The organism is Parabacteroides sp. ASF519 (assembly GCF_000364265.2).
GTDB lineage: Bacteria > Bacteroidota > Bacteroidia > Bacteroidales > Tannerellaceae > Parabacteroides > Parabacteroides goldsteinii.
Window position 1 is genome coordinate 1,329,371 of sequence record NZ_AQFV02000006.1, and the last position, 24,197, is coordinate 1,353,567.

At 42.2% G+C, this 24,197-nt stretch carries 12 protein-coding genes; 1 reads left to right on the forward strand and 11 read right to left on the reverse strand.

The window, feature by feature from the left end:
- Positions 1–37: 37 nt before the first annotated feature.
- From C825_RS05160 to C825_RS05210, 11 genes are all read right to left on the reverse strand, one after another.
- Positions 38–772 carry a lysophospholipid acyltransferase family protein gene (locus C825_RS05160; RefSeq protein WP_010801670.1) on the reverse strand — a complete coding sequence of 245 codons (735 nt, stop codon included), beginning with the start codon at positions 770–772 and terminating at the stop codon, positions 38–40.
- Between the two features lie 89 nt (positions 773–861).
- The gene (locus C825_RS05165; RefSeq protein WP_010801671.1) at positions 862–1,395 is read right to left on the reverse strand and encodes a DUF4858 domain-containing protein; all 534 of its coding nucleotides are present in this window, start codon (positions 1,393–1,395) and stop codon (positions 862–864) included.
- 77 nt (positions 1,396–1,472) lie between these two features.
- Positions 1,473–2,567 (reverse strand): TlpA disulfide reductase family protein, encoded by a 1,095-nt coding sequence (locus C825_RS05170; protein WP_010801672.1) that lies wholly within the window; start codon positions 2,565–2,567, stop codon positions 1,473–1,475.
- 319 nt (positions 2,568–2,886) lie between these two features.
- Positions 2,887–5,220 (reverse strand): ABC transporter permease, encoded by a 2,334-nt coding sequence (locus C825_RS05175; RefSeq protein WP_010801673.1) that lies wholly within the window; start codon positions 5,218–5,220, stop codon positions 2,887–2,889.
- An 11-nt stretch (positions 5,221–5,231) separates the two neighbouring features.
- Complete coding sequence (locus tag C825_RS05180) at positions 5,232–7,634, reverse strand: ABC transporter permease (RefSeq protein ID WP_010801674.1); 2,403 nt, start codon at positions 7,632–7,634, stop codon at positions 5,232–5,234.
- 23 nt (positions 7,635–7,657) lie between these two features.
- Positions 7,658–10,054: an ABC transporter permease gene (locus C825_RS05185; protein ID WP_010801675.1), complete on the reverse strand. Its 2,397-nt coding sequence runs from the start codon at positions 10,052–10,054 to the stop codon at positions 7,658–7,660.
- A 145-nt stretch (positions 10,055–10,199) separates the two neighbouring features.
- On the reverse strand, positions 10,200–12,572 hold the full coding sequence (locus C825_RS05190) for an ABC transporter permease (protein WP_010801676.1): 2,373 nt from the start codon (positions 12,570–12,572) through the stop codon (positions 10,200–10,202).
- A gap of 67 nt (positions 12,573–12,639) precedes the next feature.
- Positions 12,640–13,692 carry a TolB-like 6-bladed beta-propeller domain-containing protein gene (locus C825_RS05195; protein ID WP_010801677.1) on the reverse strand — a complete coding sequence of 351 codons (1,053 nt, stop codon included), beginning with the start codon at positions 13,690–13,692 and terminating at the stop codon, positions 12,640–12,642.
- Between the two features lie 16 nt (positions 13,693–13,708).
- Positions 13,709–16,021 (reverse strand): ABC transporter permease, encoded by a 2,313-nt coding sequence (locus C825_RS05200; RefSeq protein WP_010801678.1) that lies wholly within the window; start codon positions 16,019–16,021, stop codon positions 13,709–13,711.
- Between the two features lie 7 nt (positions 16,022–16,028).
- A complete protein-coding gene (locus C825_RS05205) occupies positions 16,029–18,335 on the reverse strand; it encodes an ABC transporter permease (protein ID WP_010801679.1) in 2,307 nt (768 codons plus the stop codon).
- An 11-nt stretch (positions 18,336–18,346) separates the two neighbouring features.
- On the reverse strand, positions 18,347–20,674 hold the full coding sequence (locus C825_RS05210; protein WP_010801680.1) for an ABC transporter permease: 2,328 nt from the start codon (positions 20,672–20,674) through the stop codon (positions 18,347–18,349).
- Positions 20,675–20,924: 250 nt separating this feature from the next.
- Here C825_RS05210 and C825_RS05215 point away from each other — a divergent pair, with 250 nt between their 5' ends.
- Entirely contained in the window at positions 20,925–23,801 is a 2,877-nt protein-coding gene (locus C825_RS05215) for a TolB family protein (protein ID WP_010801682.1), read from the forward strand.
- The last annotated feature ends 396 nt before the right edge of the window (positions 23,802–24,197 follow it).

Here is a 24,197-nt window from a genome sequence, read left to right on the forward strand (position 1 = left end):
GACAAATTATGAAATACTGCATGACAAATAAAAAAAATTACACTTTAATACTGCGGATCACAGTTTGTTCGGTTTCGGCAAAGAGTTCGGCGAAGGGCTTAGCCTTCACTGGAATAGGGTCGTGGATGATGAGTTCGATACGGTTGCCGATTCCCAAAGGAAAGGAACCCCATTTGGTCATCTTCCATGAGTTGTTGATCGTGACCGGTACCATGTAGGCCGACGGTGCATATTTACAGAGGATTTTCAATCCGTTTTCAGCAAAAGGACGGGGCTTGCCTGTTTTGCTTCGTGTCCCTTCCGGGAAAATTACTGCCGAGCGTTTGTTTGTTTCAATATATTCGGCCATTACACGGATGGCGGTCAATGCCTGTTTCGGATCCTTCCGGTCGATAAGGACGGAGCCGCCGTGGTTGAGGTTGTACGAAATACTGGGAATACCTTTGCCCAGTTCGATTTTACTGATAAACTTGGGATGAACTTTGCGCATGAACCAGCAGATAGAGGTTATATCGTAGAGGCTCTGATGGTTCGAAGCAATGATCAGGGGCGAGTCGGTCGGGAGTTTCTCCAGCCCGCTTATTTTGTATCTTGTTCCCAGAATATAGGTGTTGAAAACCAGGAAAAAACTCAAGACATCCACGCTCTTTTTATGTGCTTTGTAACCGAACAGGTTAAAGCATATCCACTGTACTACATGGAAGAACACCAGTGTAATCCCAAATAACAAATAATAGATGACTGAAAGCGGATACGAAATGATTTTTTCCATTTTATCCTTGTAAATTGTATATTTATAAATTTGACTTTACCTTTGTTAATAGGGTAACAAAAGTATAAAAAAATATTCTACTACTGTGATTACGGATAATTATTATAATATTTCTGAGTCCGCCAGCGTTGCGCATTTTTCCTTTTATGGCGTGCACTGGGCATAAAAACCTGTTGTAACATATCGTCGAACGAGATGCCGGACGGCTTTCGGGCTTCGGCACGGATTCCCGATGAGACCTGGAAAGATCCCAGCATTTTCACTTTGGGTAACGGTTTATTCATTCCGTATAACATGAATACGGCGGGAGGAAGGTCTTTCGGGTCCACTTTACGGTTTGGGTTATAGTCGGTATCTTTGGGACGTACGTATTCCGTGAAATCTTTTTGTATGGATTGTGCTGGGGATAGCTCGGGTGCCATGATCATATTTGAAGCCGGTTCTTCCGTATTGATCAGCGTACCTGACCGGATAGCTTTCAACGCTTCGGGATTCAGTTCCAGCTTCTCCTTGCCGGAGAGTATATTCCGGAGCCATACCGAGTCCTTTTCTGTCCATTGGGCATATAGGTATCCCGTATTGCTCAGGCAGATTAATAGTAATGTAATTATTCGTTTACTCATCTAAAAAGTTCAACTTCCCGTACATATTCTATTTATTGAAATGTTCGGGAAGTCGAAATACTGCATCGTATTTGGGTTTATTTAGTTTCGATGACTTCTTTTACCTTTGCTTTCATTGCATCGCCACGTAGGTCACGGGAGATAATCGTACCGTCGGGACCAAAAAGAATGATATGCGGAATGCCGTTGATACCATATAGTTTGGTCGGTTTATCACCGGCGTTCAGAATCTGCGGCCAGGTGATTTTAAGTTCTTCTATTGCCTTTTGGGTATTTTCTGGATTGTCCCATACGGCTACGCCCAACACTTCAAGGCCTTTGTTTTTATATTGATTGTAGATTTCTGCCAATACCGGAGTTTCGGCACGGCACGGTCCGCACCAGCTTGCCCAGAAATCAACCAGTGTATATTTGCCTTTTCCTACATAGTCGGACAGGGATACTTTGTTACCGTCTTTCGTTTCGATGGTGAAATCGACGAACGGTTTTCCTTCGGCTGTCTGTTCCAAAGCGTTGAAACGTTGTATCGTTTCCTGCATATTCGGTGTGTTGCGTACTACTTCGCTCAGTTGAGGGAGTTTCGCTTTTATCTCGTCCGGCGAAAGATAGCCGTCCATATAATTCAGTGCGATAGCACCGATCGGGTTATCCAGGTTTCTGTTGAAGAAACCGTCGAGCATTGACAGGTAAGCGGGTTTCCATTCATTCTGGAAAAAGTTCTTTTGTAATTCCATGCGTTCGGCTTTATCCTCTGTCTGTTTTATGAATTCCTGTCGTTTGGCATCGATCAGGGCAGACATACTGTCTTGTGCTGCAAAGAAGCGGGCAATCTCATTGTTCAGAGGGCTTCCCGACGGAGTTACCGGTTTGCTGAGGTCGAGATTGATTGTCCCGTTTTCAAGAATGAAATTGACATAATATTCACGGCTGGCATCGATACGGCAGTAAGCTGCGGTGTCCATTTTACCGGTAAAGGTGAACGTATTTCCTGTTACAACAGTGCTGTCTACATAGACGTTATTGTTGTTACGGTTATAGATATAGATCATTTTTCCGTCCAGCGAGTTGTCGGGGATAGTACCGTTTATGGTATAAGTCGCAGCTGGCTTTTCCGAACAGGCGGTAAAAACCAGTAGTCCGGTTAACAAAGTGAGTAAAAAGTTTGTTTTCATATGCTTGATAATTAAAAATATACGTACTCCGGTTAAATGGATATACGAAAGTAGGAAAGATTCTTTTATATCCGGCATAATTCCCCCGGTATAATCCAAATATTAATTCTTTTTGGGAAGTGTAGGTTGTAATAGTAATCTTATTCGATCCATCCTTTAAAATGCGGTCAAATCTTGACAGTCGCTGTTTGGGGCCTTAGAGACCGGTTGCCGGGCTTTAGTAAGATGAGAATAGTTTCACCCTAATGAAACAGTTGTTTCTTCATAGTGAAACAAGTGTTTCATTAGGGTGAAACACTTGTTGCCTACCTATGAACGTTTACTCAGCCTTGATAACGTCTGCCGGATTGATACGGGCCGTACGTAGTATCTTAACCAGGATAACGACGGCTGTAAAGATCGTAATGACAAAGAAGATGCCGAGCCAGAATAACGGATTGTTATAGTTGAAACGGATAATCCAGTTTTTAAGCATTTCATCCGTGATCATCCACATAAGAGGGAAAACAAACAATGTCGCGATCAGTAGCAACCCAAGGTAGAACTTCATGAACAGGTACGAGATGTTTTTCAATGACGCTCCATTGATTTTGCGGATGGCAACTTCTTTCTGCCTACGTTCCGTGTCTTGCGAAATAGCTGCGTAAATACCTAACAAGGTTATTATCAGACAAACAGTAGCAAAAAAAGTAAACACATTGCGGAGCATACGTTCTGTCGTTTGTATTCGGGTACATTCATCTTTTAAAGTATGTATTTCCGGCTGTATGCTTTCCGGGAGAAATTCTTTGACTGTTTGTTCAAGATAGGCTTTTCCTTCTTTTTCTTTTCCTGGCTGGAGGCGTACATAACAATTCCCTTGCTTTTGTAACAATCCGATTGCCAGAGATGCAAAATACTCAGATCCGTCGACGAAACGGATTAAAGAACTGGTGACTCCATTGATTTTGTATTCTTTGGGAGCATTATTTATCCGGACAATTTTATTTACCGGATTCTCTTTGATCGCATTCATGAATGTTTCGTTGATCAACAGGCTTTGTTCGTCGAGGAGTAATGAACCTGCAATCGGTTTGAGATGAAGAAAAGAACCGACATTGGCCGAAGCATACAGAATACCTCCAAGTGTTTGTTTCTCTCCGTTTTCCCATGTATAACTATTTATTCGGGTATTGGGTAATTTATCATGAACTTCGAGTATATCTTCTATCATACTATTTGCTTTCCATTTGGAAAGTAATACCGGATAGGTCGATTCCATATATTGGTAGTCGGTACGGACGAAAAATATTCTTTCTTTTTCATCGTTATTGAGTGAGCTGAATAGCTGTTGTTCTCCGGCTCGGGTTTGAAGAGTTGCTATTGCTGCTCCGGAAAGAAAGAAGAGGGCAATAAAATATTGAATGCCTAATAAGGTATTCCTAACCCGGTGTCGAGAGAAGTGGATACCTTCTATCAGGGATATTCGGTCTAATCGGAGACAAACGATTCCGCAGATGATGGCGGACAGCATAATACAGCCTAATAGATATTCAACTATTTGACCGGACAGTGACAAGCTATCGAAATCTACTTGTATCCGGAAGAAAGAAAACTGAAATCCGGGAGCTAATAACTCGACAAGGCATAATGCGAATATTGTGGTAAAGAACAATGATAAACAAGATTCTGTGAAAAGTAGAAAAAATAGGTGCTTTTTGTCTTCTCCTATGCCTTTCCGGATACTGAACTCTTTTGTCCGGTTATAAAAATTACCAGTTATAAAAGAATAGTAATTCAGTAGTGATGATAGAAAGATCAACAGGCCGATTAAAAAGATGAAGCCATAAAATAGTGCGTACCCTGTATTTTTATATTTAGTATGTCCTAGCTGGAAAGCTCTGACTAGCGAGGGATTTTTATCGAAAAGTAAAACCCTCAGGTTTAAATCGCGTAGCTGTTTATCCAGATCATCCGGTTTGAAATTCGGAAGGGTGAGGGCATACGTATTGCATCCTGTTCTTTCTTTGATTTGTTGTTCCAGAAATCCATCGAGTACGGATAGGGTCAATGCTTCTATGGGTTCGTAAGGACTGATACTGTTGTTGGCAGGGAAATTTTCAAATACCCCGCCAATGGTATATGCTTTCTGATCCTGTCCGATCACTTTTTTACCGACAGGGTTTTCGTCTCCGTATATTCTTTTTGCCGCTGATTGGCTTAACAAGAGAGTGTTCGGCTGTTTATTGATAGCAGAGATATCCCCGCATACCAAATGTCTGTCAAATACAGTAATGAAATTTGTGTCTGTTTCCATTACATATAGTTGATAAGGGAGCGTTTTACTTTCTGATATTTCGAAAGATAAGTTTTCAGGATTATTATAGGTTGCTCTTGTGATACATTCGATTATTGGAAATTGTTTGTTACGGATATCTACTCCTAAAAATGCGGGAGTTCCGGATACAAGATGACCATCATCCTGTACCAATACGATTTCTGCGATCCGCTTTTTATTATTAAACTCATTATCTTCATTCATCCAATAGCGTAGCAGGTAAGTACATAGTGCAAAGCAGAACAGACCCACTGCAAGACCAGCGGCAGAAATCAATGTTTGCCCTTTATTCTTTAGCAGGTTGCGCAAGGCAACTGTCAGATAGTGTTGTATCATGTTTCTCTTTTTTATTCACTTTTTACTGATTCTGCCGGATTTGCCAGTGCTGCTTCCTTTACCTGACGGAAGATGGAAAGGAGGACAATTACACAGGTAATGAAAAAGACGGCGATGAAAGGCCATATCGTCAGGTGGATGTGGTTGGCATATGTTTCCAGCCAGCGTTTCATCAGGATATAGCCTATCGGTAAGGCAAACAGGTTGCTGATTACGACTAATATCAGGTATTCCCTGAAGAATAATTGCAGGATATGGTAGAAGGTCGCCCCGTTCACTTTGCGGATGGCAATCTCTTTTTTACGCTGTTGGGCGGAGAGGCTGACCAGGGAGTAAATACCGAAAGTGGAGATCAGGATACAGACAATGGCTATGATACTGAATATGCTGAAGATTACCTTTTCGGGACGGTTGAACTTGTCTACCAGGTCGGATAGTTCCGTACACATCTTTTGGACACTTACTCCATGTGAGTTCAATTTTTGCGTAACTTTTGAGATATGTTCCAATACTTCTTTTTTGTGTCCGGGCGTATAGCGGACATAGAAGTACTGGATTGGATAGTAGTCTGCAAAATCTTTGTCCGTATGCAGGCGGAAGAATACTTTGCTAACCGGATATTGTAAGGGGGCATAGATATAATCTTCTATGACTCCGCATACTTTCAGATTAGTCTTTGTTTCTCCACCGTATATCGGTCTTTCCAGTAAATCCATATATCCCAGCTCTTTATATCCGGTTTCGTTGACGATGTAATCATCCGGATTGTTGTCGCCGATCCAATTCCCTTGTTTTAGCTTTAGCTTGAAGAAAGAAAAAAAATCTTTGCTAACGACCATGACCCGGTCTTCCCTTTTCGGGTCCGGATCGGCAGGATCGAAAGCAAAATGGGTAACATAGGTGCCATACCAGTTTCCCTGTTCGGTAAACAGGTTGGCGTTTGTGATTGTATAGCAAGCATCGGTTATATGCGGATGGTTTTTGAGTTCGGGCATCAGTACTTTGAGATCTTGCTCGTAGGCATTCTCATATCCCATATCTACCTGAATTACATTTTCGTAATCCACTCCCTTGTCTTTGGTCAATATAAAATGCAATTGTTGGAAAAGGACAAGCGAAGTAATGAAAAATAGGGAGCCGATAAATACCTGGCCGATGATTAATCCTCGCTTGAAGAATACAGGATTTGTTTTCCGGTTGCCTAATACATTCCGTATAGGAAGAAATGTTAGTAACCAGAATAGGAGTGTGCTGGCTATGATCGATAACAGTGCGTTAAAAAATAAAGCTGATTTGTCGATATGTCTCGATATCCCTTCATAAATGCCGTAATGATTCCATGCCGTATAATTTTCGTAGTAAGGGAAGATTACTTCTATCAGGCAGAACGCCAAAAGATAAGCTATTGCCATTGGAACGAATAACTCTATCCATCCTTTCAGTAACATATCTTTAGACGATGCACCGATACACAGATAGGTTTGGTTCTTTATCTGTTTGCGTTGCTGTTGGCCGATAAAGAGAACAAGCAGATTCATCAGAGCGCTAAGAAAGGCCATCAACCCCGCCAATGCCAGGATATGGATATTGCGTATCCGGCTCTCCAGTTCCGGATGCGCATGCAGATGGACTTCCGGAAGTGTCCGTAAATTGATTTTCCATTTATCGATATGTTCTGTACCCCAGGGATCTTCCGCATGGCTTTTATAAACAGCCAGTTTCTCTTTGACCTTGTCGACATCGGCATTTGCTGATAGCCGAACGTATGTGGTATAGCGGTTCACATGGGGCTTAGGCTTCACTTGGTCAATCTTCAGGAATTGGAATATCAAATCCGAATTATCCGGGTAGTTTTTAATGACTCCGGCCACGACCGGATGGTATTGCTCGTGCAATTCGAATAACTTTCCAACACAATCGGTCGTTCCGAAGAACTTCTTGGCCGTACTTTCGGTAAGGATGACAGATGAACCGTCCGGGTAAGTCCCTTGGTAGGTTCCGGCTATGAAATCGGCTTTGAAGAAGTCGAAGAAGGTATGATCGCAGACTATTCCGCACACTGTTTGGGTGGTATTGTTGATCTTTGTGTTATAAAAGGCATCATTGAGGATACAGACTTGCTCAATTTCCGGCACCAGCTTCTTTATCTCTGCCAGGTCATTGATATGCAGTTGATTCAGGTCGGCATCGGCTCCCGTTGCTGTTTTATTGAGTCCGGAAGTAGTCAGACAATAAAGCCGGTCTCCGTTCGGATGGAAGTTATCGAAATGTGTCTCCCACCATAACCAGTAGTTACCCAGTACGAAGACAGTGAAACCGATAGCCAGTCCGAGGATACTGATGATGGACTGAGCTTTATATTTGACTGATTCCCGAAAAGTAATTTTGAAGTAGTGTTGTGTTTTACTTTGCATGATTTTATTCTCTTTTGATGATTTTATTCTCTTTTAATGACTATCGCCGGATTCGTTTCAGACGCTTTCAGTGTCTGGTAAAGGACGGTACAGATAATCAAAGCGCTTGTTGCTAACAATATTATGGCATACATCCATAAACCGATACTGATGCGATAAGGATATTGTTCCAGCCATCCGTGCATAAACAACCAGGCTAGTGGAAGGGCAACCGCATTGGCAATGACTACGATTGTCAGATACTCTTTGAAGAACATGCTGATGATTGTTTTTGACGAGGCGCCCATCACCTTGCGTACGGCTACTTCTTTCCGACGTTGTGCAATGTTGCTGGATGAAACGGAATAGATTCCGAAGATCGAGATCAAAGTACAGAGTATGGCCAGCAGGGAGAAGAGTTGCAGGCTGGCATCTTCGGATTTGTTCAACTGGTTGAAAACATCTGTCATTGTCTGTATTTTGGGAGTTGTATCTCCTTCTTCTTTGTGTTTTTCAAAGACTGTCCGTATTGTTTTGATGGCAGCCTGTTCATTTTCGGGTTTCACACGGGCATAATAGCAGTAACTGTTCCATTTACTTCCGTCGAGCGTGATAATCGCCGGGAGTATAGGGTTACGCAGGCTGGCTGCCTGAAAGTTTTTGACGACGCCTACTATCTCCAGCTCTTTTTGTCCTCGTTTTCCGTCTCCGTAAATAACACCGTTCCAGATACTGATCTTTTTTCCGATCGGGTTGTCTATTCCCATGATCCGGGCGGCTTCTTCATTGATGACGGCTGTGTTGCCCGGCGTGGTCCAGTCTTCCGGATCTGAGTCGCCTTCATTTATAAAATTACCTTTTAATAAGGTTATTTTGAATGCATCCAGAAATTTATCGCCTGCCTTGATTACCTGGAAATTCGGATTGAAATCGTCCGGCTTTCCTTCCCAGTTGACTTCATTTTGTGTATGAGGTTCGTGGGTGATGGAGAAGATGCTACATTCTACAAACTCATCGATTATCGGAAGGGTTACCAGTTCGTGGGTGATTCCGGACCGGTCACGATAATCCATTGTGATATGAATCAATCCCTCTTTCTGGAATCCCAGGTCCTTATGTTTCATTAATGAAATCTGTCGAAGCATGATAAAGGTGCTCAGCAGGAAGAATACGCAAATGCCGAGTTGAATAGTCATGCTGACCTTTCGGAACGAACCCTTCCGGTTAGCAGAAATACCTCCGGACAACATCAGTGAAGATGTTCGTATGAAACGCAGTAATAAGGGGAATGAGACAACTATCAATACTCCCCAACTGACTAAAGTGATTATAATCAAACTCGTATAAAAATCAGGGTCGGCTATCTTCGTATCGAAGGTTTTACAGAACAACGAAGAAGTGAGTTCCAGCAGACAAAAGGCCAGAACAAAAGCGATACCTGTTTGTAATGTGAGTTCGGTCAATAGCTGTATGATCAGCTCCCGTTTACCGGCACCGATCGAGTTTCGGAGCCTTATTTCTTTTATGCGCTGGTAGATACGGTTTAGAAGGAGATTGATGAAATTGAAGAATACGCACAGTAATAGCAAAATGGTTGTTATGGCAAAAGTGCGGATGTAGGATAAGTTGAACGATAACTCGCTTCCAAAAGTATGCCGCATGTCTGTTAACGGAATCATCTTTACCGTAAGCGTATTCAGGTAGTTGTTTTTCTCCAGATAGGTTTGCAACTTTTTTCTGAATACATCCGCACTGGCTTTGTCTTCCAACAGCAGATAAATTTCATTTTCAAATTGACTCCATTGTCTGTCTTCCGATATTCTGTCTGTCATTTCGGTGGTGAACTTATCCAATTCGAAGACATCCTGTTTAAATGCGGAATTAGCAGGTGCATCTTCCACTACCGCCACGATGGTGAGTGTTTCCCGGTAGCTGTTTTTCATTATTTTCCCGATCGCATCTTCCGGGCTTTTGAAATATTTGAGGGCAAAAGAGCGGGTTATGACTATTTCATCCAGCGAATGCAACAGATTCGTTTGCCGGCCGCTGAGAACTTTCCTGGGGAAAAGGGTAAAGAAGTTGTTGTCGATAAATATTTCTTCCGGGTCTTCCAGTATCTGATCATTATATTTAAAGGTAGAACCGAAATTCCCGTATACCAGTGCCGTTTCTTTTATTTCCGGAAAATCCAGTTTGAGTTTGCGGGCCAGGACGAGTGGTAATTTCCGCTCTTTTTTTCCGGTTTGTTTGTTGATGCCGTAGAGCGTGTACATTTGTTTGGACTTCGGATAAAAACCGTCGTACGACGTTTCGTATTCCAACCATTTCATCCCGTAGGTGAAACAGACGAGTCCGATAGCCAGTCCGATAACGCTGATAAGTGTTTGCAATTTGTATTTGATAAAATTGCGTGAAGCGATAGTGATATAGTGTCGTATCATGATTCTCTTTTAATGGTAATTTGTTTTGATCTTAATACAAAATATGTGCCAATGTTATAATGATGTGATAATTAATAGTTTGTAATTTATTCCCTTTCTTTAAAAAAGTGCATATACGCACAGTGATTGTTCGTATATGCACTTTTTATTCAGATTTTATCGATACAGCCGGATTCGCTTTTGCTGCTTTTAAAGTTTGGTAAAGAACAGTGCAAATGATCAGTATGCTTGTGAATAACAGGATGGTCAGATACATCCATGCACTGATATTGATACGGTATGGGTATTGTTCCAGCCATCCGCGCATGAATAGCCAGGCTAAAGGCAAAGCAATCAAATTGGCTACTATTACAATAGATACATATTCGCGAATAAACATACCGATGATCGTTCGGGAGGATGCCCCCGTCACTTTCCGGATGGCTACTTCTTTCCGCCGTTGGGTGATATTGCTGGAGGATACGGAGTATAGTCCGAAGACCGAGATGAGTGTGCAAAGTATTGCCAGCAATGAGAAAAGTTGCAGGCTGGCATCTTCCGACCGGCTTAATTCTTTTAATACATCGTTGACCGTCGTTATCTCCGGTTGCTGGTCGTATGGAAGTGCGTATTTTTTATATGCATCCCGAACTGCTTTGATGGCTTTTTGTTCATTTCCCGGATTTACTTTGACGTAATAGAAATAACTATTCCATAGTGAAGGGTTTAATGTAATGACAACGGGAAGAATCGGGTTTCTCAGGCTGGTAGATTGGAAGTCCTTTACTATGCCGACAATTTCTACGTCCTGTTGTTGATTGTTCCAAAAGCTGAGTTTTTTACCAATCGGATCGGTATATCCCATGATACGTGCAGCCTCTTCGTTGATAAGCGCTTTAGAACTCATAAAATGTCTTGGTCCCTTAACCAGATCTGTTTCTTCAAGCAACCGCCCTTTTAATAAAGGTATCTGGAATGCGGATAAAAAGTTTTTACCGACTTCCAGCATATGGAAATTCACTTTAGTATCCGGGCTTTTTCCTTCCCACTCAACTTCTGTTAATGAATAAGGTTCGTGCATGATAGAGAAAAATGATGCAACCACCAGTTCTTTTACGATGGGGAGGGATGCGATTTCACGTGCGGTACCTTCTCTGTCATCATTCAGCATGGTAATCTGTATCAAGCCTTCTTTTTCAAATCCTAGATTTTTGTTTTTCATCAGAGAGGTTTGTTTAAGCAGGATGAAAGCGCACATCAGGAAAAATACGCAGATACCCAGTTGGATTGTCATTGCTATTTTGCGGAACCCGCTTTTCCGATGAGGTGCAACACCACCGGATACCAGTAGTTGAGAGGTCTGGATAAACCGGAATGATATAGGAAGCGAGATCGAAAGAGTGATTATCCAGCTGAATAATGAGATTTTGATCATGTCGACATACAACTCTTTACTATCAATTGTTGTATGGAAAATATACTTGAACAGGGGAAATGTAATTTCCATTAAACTCCAAGCAAATAAAGTAGCTATAAATATCATCAATGAATATTCCAGTAATAGCTGGCTGATCATTTCTTTTTTACTGGCTCCGATAGCGTTGCGCAGTTTCATTTCTTTGATTCGTATATAGGTCCGGTTGATTTGCAGATTGATAAAGTTGAAAAATACGCATAGAAGCAATAATAATCCGGTTATAGCAAAAGTTTGGATATAAGTAAGATTAAAGGACAATTCGCTGCCGAATGTATGTCGGACGGCTGTGACGGGTATCAGCTTCAAAAAGATGGTCTCATTGTATTTATGGATAGAGGTATAGTTTGTTATCTTTTTTTCGAATGTGTCGATATGCGTGTTTTTATCCAGTAACAGATATATTTTAGAATTTAAATACATCCATTGATTAGCTTCTGGTATTTCTACCTCTGCCCTTCGTGTATACTGATCTAATTCGAAAGCTTCTCCGACAAAGAGTGAATTGTCAGGTGCATCTTCCAGAACGGAAACGATCCTGAGGTTTTTCTCATAACCACAACTTAATACTTTATCCAGAGCTTTTTCCGGACTACTAAATAGTTTAACGGCAAAAGAACGAGTTATAGCAACATCATTAGACGATTGCAAAATATTATCCTGTCTTCCGCAAATGACTTTTCGTGGAAAGAATGAAAAGAAATTTTCATCGATAAATACTTCATCCGGATTAGGCACTCGCTTTTCATTATAGGAAAAATCAGAAGAATACTTTGCGTATATTTGCGTCGTTTCTATAACTTCCGGGAAATTCTGTTTTAATCTTCTTGCCAATATCAGGGGTAGTTCTTCCGTTTTCTTGCCGGTCTGTTTGTCTACCCCGTAAAGCATGTAGATTTGTTTGGATTGCGGATAGAAGCCATCGTATGAGGTCTCATATTTCAGCCAGTTGATGCCGTATGCAAAACATACCAATCCGATAGCCAGACCGGTAATGCTGATGACGGTCTGCAATTTATATTTGAAGAAATTACGTATGGCTATGATAAGATAGTGTTGCAACATGCTTGGTGAATGTTTATCAGTTATTTATTTCGTTATTCGCTTTTAATGACTTCGGCCGGATGCAGAGTCAGATTTTGTTCTTTAAGCTGTATTTAATAACATCTCTGCCTCCTTGCCCGTTGGGAGATAAAGCTAATAAATACTCGCCGGATTTCTCTGTGGCTATTTTCCGTAAATTGCGGTCTGCCTGTAATACGGCTTGCTGTTTGCCTTCCCAGTCGAATACATAAATCACAGAATTACCGGTAAAGTTTGTCGATCCGTCGAACAGACAGAATACATATTGTTCTGAACTGCAAATGTCGATGAAACATTTCTTGCTCTGCTCTGCGTCCAAGTATTTATTGGTAATATCGGGAACCGGTATGGTATAATAATCAGCAAAAGAAACTGATGCAGTCATATCACAATTCATATCGTAGAAGTTGACACAGTCGATAAATCGCAGGGCAGCGACGATCACTCCTTTTTCCTCGTTGAGCGTCAGGTCGCTGGCATACCCCTTTTGAAGGACTGTTGCCGGTATCGGAACCGTGATCTGAGGATAACCCGGAACAGCATATTGTCCGTTTGTTTTATTGGATGAAAAGAATACCTGTGGTTTGTGAGGATTGAACTGAACGGCATATAATTCCTTGGAAGTGATACAACAGTTCGTACAACCATCTTTCAGGCCATAATCGGACATAGACTCCGATTCCGCAGAAAGAGCCGGAGATGTTTGATCCAGATCCATGCGTTTCAATTTGCGTGAATCGTTGTCCCAGACAGATACCTTGTTTTTATTATTCTTGTTGATATAATCATATTTAGTAAAAGACGGATAGGCGATTATAAAAGTATCTTTTTCTCTTTCTCCTATTCCGTGAAGCGATAAATCTTTTTTACTTCTTATTTGCAGAAGCGTGTCGCTATAATAGTCCATAAACGCGTAGTAATCGTTGGTAATCGCTACATCGTAATAGTTATGTATCCCTTGTCCGGCGAAAATAACTTCGCCGGATAGTTCGCCTGTAATATCCGTAGTCGCTTTATACGTTTTTACACTGTCTTTGCTGTTAGGGGTGGAACAGGCAAAGAATACGGAGAGACTGGTGAGTAGACATAGTAACTGTTTCATATTTGTCATGTATTTATTATTCGGAATGTATGATTTCTGCCGGATTTCTTTTTGCTGTTATCCAGATCTTCCCGCTTATACAAGCGGCAATGACCAGTCCGACGGATATGAATAGTAAAGGATAGATCCAGCTGTTTATTTCAGTTTGTTTGACATAACTTTCTAACCAGTGTCTCATGGCGAGATATCCGATAGGGAATGCTATGGCTGCGCTAACGGCTATAAGGAGAAGGTATTCATAGAAGAATATCTTCAGGATACTTCCGATTGTTGCTCCGTTGACTTTTCGTATGGCTATTTCTTTTTTACGTTGTTCGCAGGTTAATGTGACCAGGGAAAAAACTCCGAATAAGGAAATCATAATGCAAACAGCCGTGGTAAAATATAACATTTTGAGCAGTGTCTTTTCCGACTGAAGATATTTCTCATACTCTTCCATCGCGTTATGGATAGTAATATGAACATCTTCTTTCTTTTTCTCCTGATTTATCTCTTCTAACTTCTTTTTTATGGAATTCCAGCTTCCTTCTTTGTATTTGAAAAGTATACTTTGGGGAGAAAAATAGTATTGTGTTTTACTTTTCTCCGGTGATATATACAATGTTGGGTTGGGAGGAGTTGTTGGCGAAGCATTGTAAGTATCTTTAATCAGTCCTTTTATTTTGAATGAATTGATACTTTTTCCAATGGGATCCTGCCAGTCAAATAATTTGGCTGCAGCTTCGTTAATCATGACATCGTTTGAATTATCATCATCAAGGACCATTTCGCCTTTCAAGAGTCTTAACTCATAAAAAGAGGCAAGAGATTTTACGCCACAGATAACTTCTAAATTAACATGGGGAGCATTTTCTTTTTTGTCTGTCCAGTCTGTAATGTAGAGTGACATTCTGCTGTTGTAGGGTAACAGGCAGGCTTGTTCTGGCATAATTTCTGTTACTCCCGGTATTTGTGACAGTATTTGTTCCAGTTCTTTTTGATAGGGATATGAAGCGATACTGGCACAGTTCTTTCTTGTCATTCCGATATCTGTATTTCTCAGGAAATGAAGTTGTTTTACTATTACAAAAGAACAGAAGATAATCCAGAAACTGATAATTAACTGAAAGAGAATACATGATTTGCGGAAGAAACTGTTACCTTGTCCTTTAGTGGCTCCTTTGATAGAAAAAGATAATGTTTTATAACGAAGATAACCGAGTATTACTACGACCAATATATAAGAGCAAAGAACAACGAATCCGGCATAGCAGAGAGCTTCCGTAAGCAGGAGTGTTTTATTGCTATGAATCTCGGCCAACTCTTTAAAAAATGGATATACCAGTTCTATCAGTACCATTCCTATTAAAAGAGATGTAAAGAATAGAATTAAAAATTCGATAGAGAAAAGTGCCAATAATCCTTTATAAGAGGATCCGCAAATTTGGCGCAAAGCCAATTCCTTTTTACGTGTATAGATCCGGGTCACGAACAGCATCAGAAAATTAAACAGGGAACAAAGAATAACCAATCCTCCTGCCAGTGAAAACAAAAGGATATGATTAAACTTTACTTCCGTAGGGGTTCTCGGTGATTCATAACGTAAGGAGGTTAAAGGATTTACTACCAATGAAGTGAGAGGCATACTGTCTTCTTCTATCTTCGTCTCCCTGAGTTTCTCTACAAATTTGTCAATATTGGTATTGGGGTATAATTTGACAAAAGTTTCGTGTGAGAGAGAAGCCCAGTTATTTCTGCTGGAAGGACTTGCTATTAGATCAAAAGGTATATTACTGTGTCCGGTCCAGCCATTTACAACTGCGCAAATTTTCACCTTTTCTTCACTGTCCACAATATCCAGTTCTTTGCCAATAGGGCTTTCATTACCGAATAATTTTTTAGCCAGCGCTTCTGTGATAGCCCACTCCTTGTTGTCTACCTGAAGGAAGTGGCTATTTCCGGACAATATCTTTATTCCGAATAAATCCATGAAGCTTGAATCAGCACTAATCCAATTTGTCTGAATTTGTACTCCGTTGGATACAAGTTTATAATCTCTGAGATAGATGGCACAGGATGCTTCAATCTCAGGAAGTTTTTGTTTTAAGGATGCCGCCAAGGGTTTGGGCGTATCTGTCAAGCCTCCGTTACTAATGAGACTTTTTTGCCGTACCAGATAAATCCGGTCGGCATCTTTGTGAAATGAGTCATAAGTCATTTCATAATGAATCCATAGAGTCCCCAAGGCAAAGCAGGTAAACCCGATTGCCAGACCGAAGATACTGATAAATGATTGTGATCGGTATTTCAGTAAATTGCGTATTGCTATTTTAAGATAATGTTTTAACATATCTGCTTTATTCTGATTTAACAACTACCGCCGGATTTTGATTGGCTGCTTTCCAGATTCGCCAGCCGGTACATGTGATAATGAGCAAGGCCAGTGCCAGCCATATTACCGGATAAATCCAGAAATCGATACTTGTCTGGAGTACATAGCCTTCTATCCAGGGTTTCATGATGAGGTAACCGATAGGGAATGCTATAACGGATGCGATCAGTAACAAGAACATGTATTTCAATAGGAACGTTTTCATGATATGACCGGTTTCCGCTCCGTTCACTTTGCGGATGGCTATTTCTTTCCGGCGTTTTTCACAGTCGAGGGTGACGAGTGAGAAAACACCGAACAGGGAGATCAATACACAAACCAGGGTGACGAAATCCAACATCATCAGCAATGCGTTTTCCGATTTAAGGAACTTCTCATATTCTTCTTCCATAGATATTATGCTATAATGGATTACGTTTGGATTCATCTGTTTGATCAGTTGCTCGATCCGTTTCTTACAAGAGTGCCAGTCGCAATTCTGATATTGGAAGATAATATCGGAGGATATGGTTGATCTGTCTTCCAGGGTGAACATCATCGGTTTGGCTGGAATGGTGGGCGGAGCGATATAGAAGTCTTTGACGATGCCTGTGATTACTTTTTTCTGAAAACCCTTACCGATAGGATCATTCATATTCATCTGTAAGGCTGCTGTTTCATTTATTATCATACTTTTATCATCTGAAGGGAATGTTCCTTTCAGCAACTGCAGACCGTAAAACTTAAAGTAGTCTTCGTTGCAGTCTATAATTTCTAAAGTGACAGTAGAGGTAGAATCTGTTTTTCCTTCCCATTCATTGATTGTCTGATAAGAACGGGCATTACGCGGGAGTAGTCCGGGTAAATTACCCGGAACGATCGTTGCAATATAGGGATTTTTAGCCAGTTCGTCTTTAAGACCGTCAATCTGCGGATAAACCCGGATTGTTCCGCGGTTTGTACGTTCGATCCCCAGGTCCGTATGGTTCAAATAATGTATCTGTTTCATCAGGATAGTAGAGCAGAAGATAAAACCGATACTGATGATCAGTTGTAATACCATACTGACTTTCTGGAAAGTGTTTTGACCTTTTCCGTTCGATGAACCTTTTAGGGCTGCGTTCAGGCTTTTCTTTCGGGAGTAGTAGATCGGATATAATGACAAAATGAATGAAAAGGCTGCTACAATGCCGGAATAACTGAGTGCTTCCAGGTAAATGCTTGTCTTATCCGATTTAATATCCGACAATTCCTTGAAAGTCGGTATTACCAGTTCCAGTAGGATCAGTCCGAAGAATATTGCAAAAACCAGAGTGATCAAATACTCGGTAGAAAACAACATCAGTAATTCACGATTGGACGAACCGTTTACTTTGCGTAGAGCTATTTCTCTGTCACGCATCCGAATACGGGTGATAAACAAGGTCAGATAGTTGAATAGCGAACAGAGAATGACTAATCCGCCGGCCAGGGCGAAAAGCCGGATATGTTCATATTTAACTGTTACTCCCTGATTGGGGCGGTCATACCGCATGGCTGTAATAGGGGTAGCTACGCTTTTCTTTACTACGATCGAGTTCTCCGTTTCATAGGTATGTTCATATAACTTTTGGATAAACTTCTGTGCGTCGACGCCTTTTTTCAGTTTTATAAAAGTCTGGCACATACTCGCATGCCATTCCGTCCGGTTATCTCCCGGTGAAAAATTATCGACAATTTCGTATGGAATGTTGGAGTGCCTGCTCCAGGATTGGATAACGGCGCATATTCGTTTTTTCTGCCCGTATATTTCTATTTCCTGTCCTAGCGGATTTTCTGTCCCGAAAAGTTGTCGGGCAAGTTGTTCGGTAATAGCTATTTCTTCGCTGTTTTCTGTGAGAAAGTTATGATTCCCGTTCGTTACTTTGAGTTTGAACATATGCATGGCAGCCGAGTCAATGCCCATTTTAAAAGACCGGTATTCCGTACCTTTATATCTGACAGTCGTTCCCCATGCTTGCATATTACAGGCATCTTCTATTTCGGGGAAAGTCGCCTTCAGATAACCTGCCAGTGGGTAAGGTGTAATTTCGGACAAGCCGTTATTGGTGGTATTTGATTCAGGTCTTATCAGATAGATCCTGTCGGCACCGTCATGGAAGGTATCGTAAGTCTGCTCGTAACGTATCCACAAGGTAGACAGGGCAAAACAGGTAAAACCGATAGCCAGCCCGATGATGCTGATGACGGATTGCGATTTGTATTTCAACAGGTTGCGTATCGCCAGTTTGATATAATGTCGTAGCATATTCATAATATTTCTGTTTATTCGGATTTAATAACTTCTGCCGGATTTTTACTTGCTGCCTTCCATATTCGCCAATATATGCAAGTGACTGTGATCATGACAAGAGATATAAATAATATCAGGTAGATCCAGAAGGGGATTGTTGTTTGTATAACGTAGTTTTCCAACCATGCTTTCATGATCAGGTAACTGATAGGTAACGCGATGGCTGCTGCCACACAAAGTAATAATAAGTATTCTTTGAAGAACATGCGGACGATTGTTCCGACTGACGCTCCGTTTACTTTACGGATAGCGATCTCTTTCCGGCGTTGTTCGCAGTTAAGAGTGACCAGCGAGAAGATGCCGAAAACGGAGATAAGGATACAAACTATGGATACGAAGTCGAGTAGCTTGATCAGGGCATTTTCCGATTGCAGGAACTTATTGAACTCTTCCTCTGTATTATTTAATCTGTAGAAGGTGAATTCCGGGTGTTTCTCTTTGATCAACGCCTCGATCCGCCGTTTGCATTCTTGCCATTGCCCTTCACGGAAAATGAAAAGGAGATTGCCTCCGGAGTTAATAGACCAGAACAGTTCTTGTACTGTAAATACCATCGGTTTTACGGGGATAGTAGGCGAATTTTTACAGAAATCGCGTATTACCCCGATGATCTGTGCCCGGGTAGAGTCGCTTTTGAGGAAAGATTTTCCGATCGGATCTGCCCAGCCAAACAGACGGGCGGCCGTTTCGTTGATCATCACTTTTTCTTTCTGGTCGTCATCCCTTAACATAGTGCCTTTCAGTAGCTTCAGATTATAATAATTACATATTCCTTCGCCACTGGCAATCGTTTCCAAAAGTACTTCATCGGCAGACGCAGGCTTATCATCCCATTCTTTCACCGGTATATAGCTTGCTCCGTTTTGGGGAATGAAAGAGTTGTGATTACCCGAAAGGATTTCGGTAATCATGGGGATTTGCTTAAGTTCTTCCCGCAGACTGGCTTCGGACGATTTGGTACTGAATGTGATGGAGGCCCTTCCTACCCGTTCCACTATACGGTCGGTATGTGATAAATGATGTATCTGTTTGATCATCACAAGCGTGCAGAAAATGAATCCGATACTGATAATAAACTGTAAGACCAGGAAGAATTTCTGGAAATAATTCTTTCCTTTCCCTTTTTCCGTTCCTTTTATTGCTGCATTCAGCGATTGGCGGCGGAAATAATGGATAGGAAGCAGTGAAATAAGGAACGACAGTAATGCTACGAAAAGGGAATAACCGATAGCTTCCAGGTAGATTCCGTTTGTCGTCGTTTTTATTTCGGATAATTCCCGGAAAGTGGGTAGTATCAGTTCTATCAGTAGCATCCCGATAAATATAGCAGTCAATAGCGTTAATACATATTCTATAGAAAATAACTCCATCAGGTGTTTATCGGAAGAGCCGCATACTTTGCGTAAGGCTATTTCCTTTCCGCGCATCCGTATCCGGCTGACGAACAGAGTCAGGTAATTGAACAGCGAACAAAGGATGACCAGACCGCCCGACAAGGCAAACAACAGGATGTGATTGAATTTGATGGTCGCTTCCCGGATGGGATGGTTGTATCGCATCTGTATGATCGGGGTCAGTACGAAATGTTCCAGTTTGGCGTTATCTTTTTCAATAGTATGCCCATATATCTTTTTACGGAAAGCCTTGATGTCCGCCTCTTTCCTTAGCTTAATAAAAGTCGTCCATCCGCAGGCGTACCAGACCGGGATCGTATAATTGGCTCTTACTATTTCAAAAGGCATGTTTGTATGAGGCTCCCAGGCTTTGACCACTGCACAAATGGGACTTTCCTGGCCGTATATGCTTAGTTCTTTCCCTATCGGGTTCTCTTTTCCGAATAGTTTTCCGGCAAGTTCTTCTGTGATGGCTATTTCTTTACTGCCGTTAACAAGGAAATTGGTATTTCCGCTAACCAATCGGATCGGGAATATTTTCATGGAGGCGGAATCCATCTGGATCTCATAAGATTGGTAAGTGATCCCTTTGTATTTGAATTCCATTTTACTGTCCGACACGTTACAAGCTTGTTCTATTTCGGGAAATGTTTCCTGTAGATAGGCTGCCAGGGGGGAAGGGGTGACTGTGCCTAAACCCTCGTTACTGTTTTTGTCTTCGTTGCGGACCAGAAAAATACGTTCCGCATCCTCGTGAAAGTTCTCGTAGGTCATTTCGTGCCTGATCCACAGAGTAGCCAGTGCAAAACAGGTAAATCCCATCGCCAGGCCGATAATGCTGACGATCGATTGCGTTTTGTATTTTAATAGGTTGCGTATAGCAATCAGTAGGTAATGTTTTAACATGGTTTTAATTGTAATTGTATATTGAAAAATACAAAAGATGTGCCAAATGGGTAACTTGTTAGTAGCTATGCTGTTATCGGTTGTGGGGTGTTGGGAACTGTGTGTGTATCCGCACGAATTACGTTCGTTTGCGCACGGTGTTGTGCGAATGGTACGGAATAATTAACGTATCCTTCCATCTACTTTGCCGTAGAAAATGTAAAGCGGATTGGTTATATTTTATAGTTTTGTGGTTTATAACTCTATAAGTATGCAGATACCCGTATCACGATATATCTTTTTAGTGGCTTTTTGTTTGTTTGCCAGCCTTCATATGCAGGCTCAGTTTCTGGATTACGGCTCCGATCCGGCACGGTTCAAATGGAACATTGTCAAGTTGCCCCATTATAACCTGGTGTATCCGCTGGGTAACGATTCGATGGCTTATAACTACGCCCTCTATCTGGAAAATGCTTATCCGCATTTGCAGAAGACGATCGGGACAGGGATGCAGAAGAAATTTCCGGTGATTCTCCATCCGGCCAATATGTCGTCCAACGGATTGGTTTCGTGGGCGCCGCGCCGTATGGAACTGATCACGACGCCTTCCTCCAAACTCGATGGGGTGAGCTGGGACAAACATCTGGTGCTGCACGAGTCGCGGCATGTCCTCCAGACAAGCAAGGTGATGCGTGGCTGGTTCAAACCTTTATATTATATAATCGGCGAGCAGGCGGCGGGTGTTGCTGCCTTTTTCATGCCGAGCTGGTTCCTGGAAGGGGATGCTGTCGGAACAGAGACTTCCATGTCGAACGGCGGGAGGGGGCGGTTGCCGGAATTCAGTATGCCTTACCGTGCCCAGATGCTGGGAGAAGGAAAGAATTACTCATTCGATAAATGGTATCTGGGTTCTTATAAAGATTATACGGGCGATTATTATGCATTGGGTTATAACCTGACTTCTTTTGCCCGCCACCGTTTCGGGGCGGATATATGGGATAAGACGACCACCCGGTATGTGAACCGCTTCTTTGCCATTCCGATGTTCAGCAATGCCTTTAAGCATAATGCCGGAATAAGTATTGACGGACTGTATAGTGAGACGTTCGACTTTTTGCGTGACGAATGGAGGAAGATGGACACTGCTGCCGTTATTCCTGATTATCTTTCGCCGAAACCCGGAAAATATACTTCCTACCGTTATCCGCAGGCGGTGAACGACTCGACGGTTATTGCCGTTAAATCAGGTTTGCAGGATATCAATTCGCTGGTTTCGGTAACGAACGGAAAGGAAAAGCGATTGTGTTATCTCGGAACGATCAACAGCCGTTTGAACCTGGCCGGCAACAAGGTGTACTGGACAGAAATTGTCCCGGGCCTGCGTTGGACACATGAAAATTATTCCGTTATAAAACAATATGATTTAGAAACGGGAAAGGTGACGATACTTACTCCCCGTGGGCGTTATCTGGCTCCGGCTATCGACAAGGACAACCGGACGGCAGCCGTTTCCCGTTTTACGGTAAGCGGTGAAAACCAGTTGGTGCTGGTCGACCTGGCAACGGGAAAGGAACAGCGTTATTTTACTGTTCCGGATAATGCCTTCATCAAAGAGTTAACTTACGATGATAATGGAACGATTACTGCCGTAGCCGTAACCGCTACCGGCATAAGTCTGCTGCAACTGGATACGCAGACCGGTGCATGGAGTGAATTGCTGGCAACCACTTCCGTAAATATTACCGCTCCGCTTTGGAGCAACGGTAAACTGTTTTTTGAATCGGGAGCCAACGGAACTAATAATATCTATTATCTGAATCCGTCGGATACAGCCACTTACCGGTTGACATCTGCCCGTTTCGGGGCTTTCGATCCGGCTTTTACTCCCGCTAAAGACAAACTGCTTTATTCGGATTACCAGGCAGACGGGTATCGTATCGGTTCTTTGGCGGTGGATAGCCTGGAAGCGGAAAAGGCGGACTTGGGCGATCCTTATCATTCTCCGCTGGTTACTTCGCTGGTTGAACAGGAGCAGTTCAATCTGGATTCAGCCAAACTGACTCCTATCGAGTTTAATCCGCGTCCTTACCGCAAAGGAGCGCATACGTTTAAGTTACATAGTTGGGCCCCCTTCTATTATGATGTGGCGGAAGCGATGAATACGGGGGCTGACGATCTGAGTACGATCGTGAAACCGGGCGTTATGGTCCTTTCGCAAAACACGTTGAACACGGCTATCATGCAAGCTGGATGGTATTACAATAAGGGTGAACATCATGGCAAATTATCATTTACCTATAAAGGTTGGTTTCCGGTCATCGATATCGCTGCCGATTATGGCGGTAAAGCATTCGATGTAACCTGGGTGACCAACGACAAGGATAAGGAAGTGGCACAGGCGGCAACCGTAAGACGTACCTTGCTGGAGGCTGAGGCGCGTGTCTACCTTCCTTTCAATCTTACCCGCAACCATTATATCCGGGGAATACAACCGACGGTTGCCTATTATTTTACCAACGACAGGTATCAACAATATGAAAGCCGTACATACAGCAATTTCCAGTATATCCTGCCGGAAGTATTGTTTTACAGTTACCGCCGGAAAGCCCAGCGTGATATCCTGCCCCGCTGGGGATATCAGTTGCGGTTGCAGTATCTCCAGTCTCCTTTCAATAAGGAAAACTACGGAAGCCTGTATGCCGGACGCCTGACGACTTATTGGCCGGGTATCCTGCGTAATCACGGATTGATGTTGCGTATGGGATACCAATACCAGAGTGTGGACAATAAGACCCTGTATTTACCCAAACATTTGATAGATAAGCCTCGCGGATATAATTTCATGTATCAGACCCGTCAGCAGATTGCCTTTAAGGCTGATTATGCTTTTTCTGTCTTTTCACCGGATCTCAGTCTCGGGCAACTAGCTTATATCCGCCGCCTGCGTGCCAACCTATTTTACGACCTGAACCGTAACCAGGCTGCCAAAGGTCGTGACTGGACAACACAAAGTTCATTCGGTACCGACCTGATCTTCGACTGGAATGTCTTCCGGATGAGTTTCCCGCTGACAACCGGCGTACGGTTGATACAACCGATCGATTATGGCAAGTTCCAGGTCGAGGCACTGTTTTCTATCACATTTTAGAGGATAATCGTCTGTCTTTTCCCTTTCCATTGGTAGCCGCAGTCAGTAAAAATAGCTGCGGCAGCGGTTGGAAACAAATGCAGCAGCCAACGGGAATAGGTGCGGCAGTAAATATAAATGGGACGGGGACTGAAAAGACGCGGGGCAGAAAGGGCAGACAAAAAGCCATTTTCAAAAACTTCTAAAGAAAGTGTTCCTTGTTCCCTTCAAAAGAAAGGAACAAAGGTACATGTTATTAGAAAGTTTGCAAAAAAGGCTTTTTGTCTGCCCTTTCTGCCCCCGTTTTTTTAAAACGGTATTATCAGTTTGTTTTTATTTGAGCTTAATGCTTTTATTATCAGCTGTTTTGTGAAATATCCCGACTCGTATCCCTACTTTTTACAATGCGTCTCTACC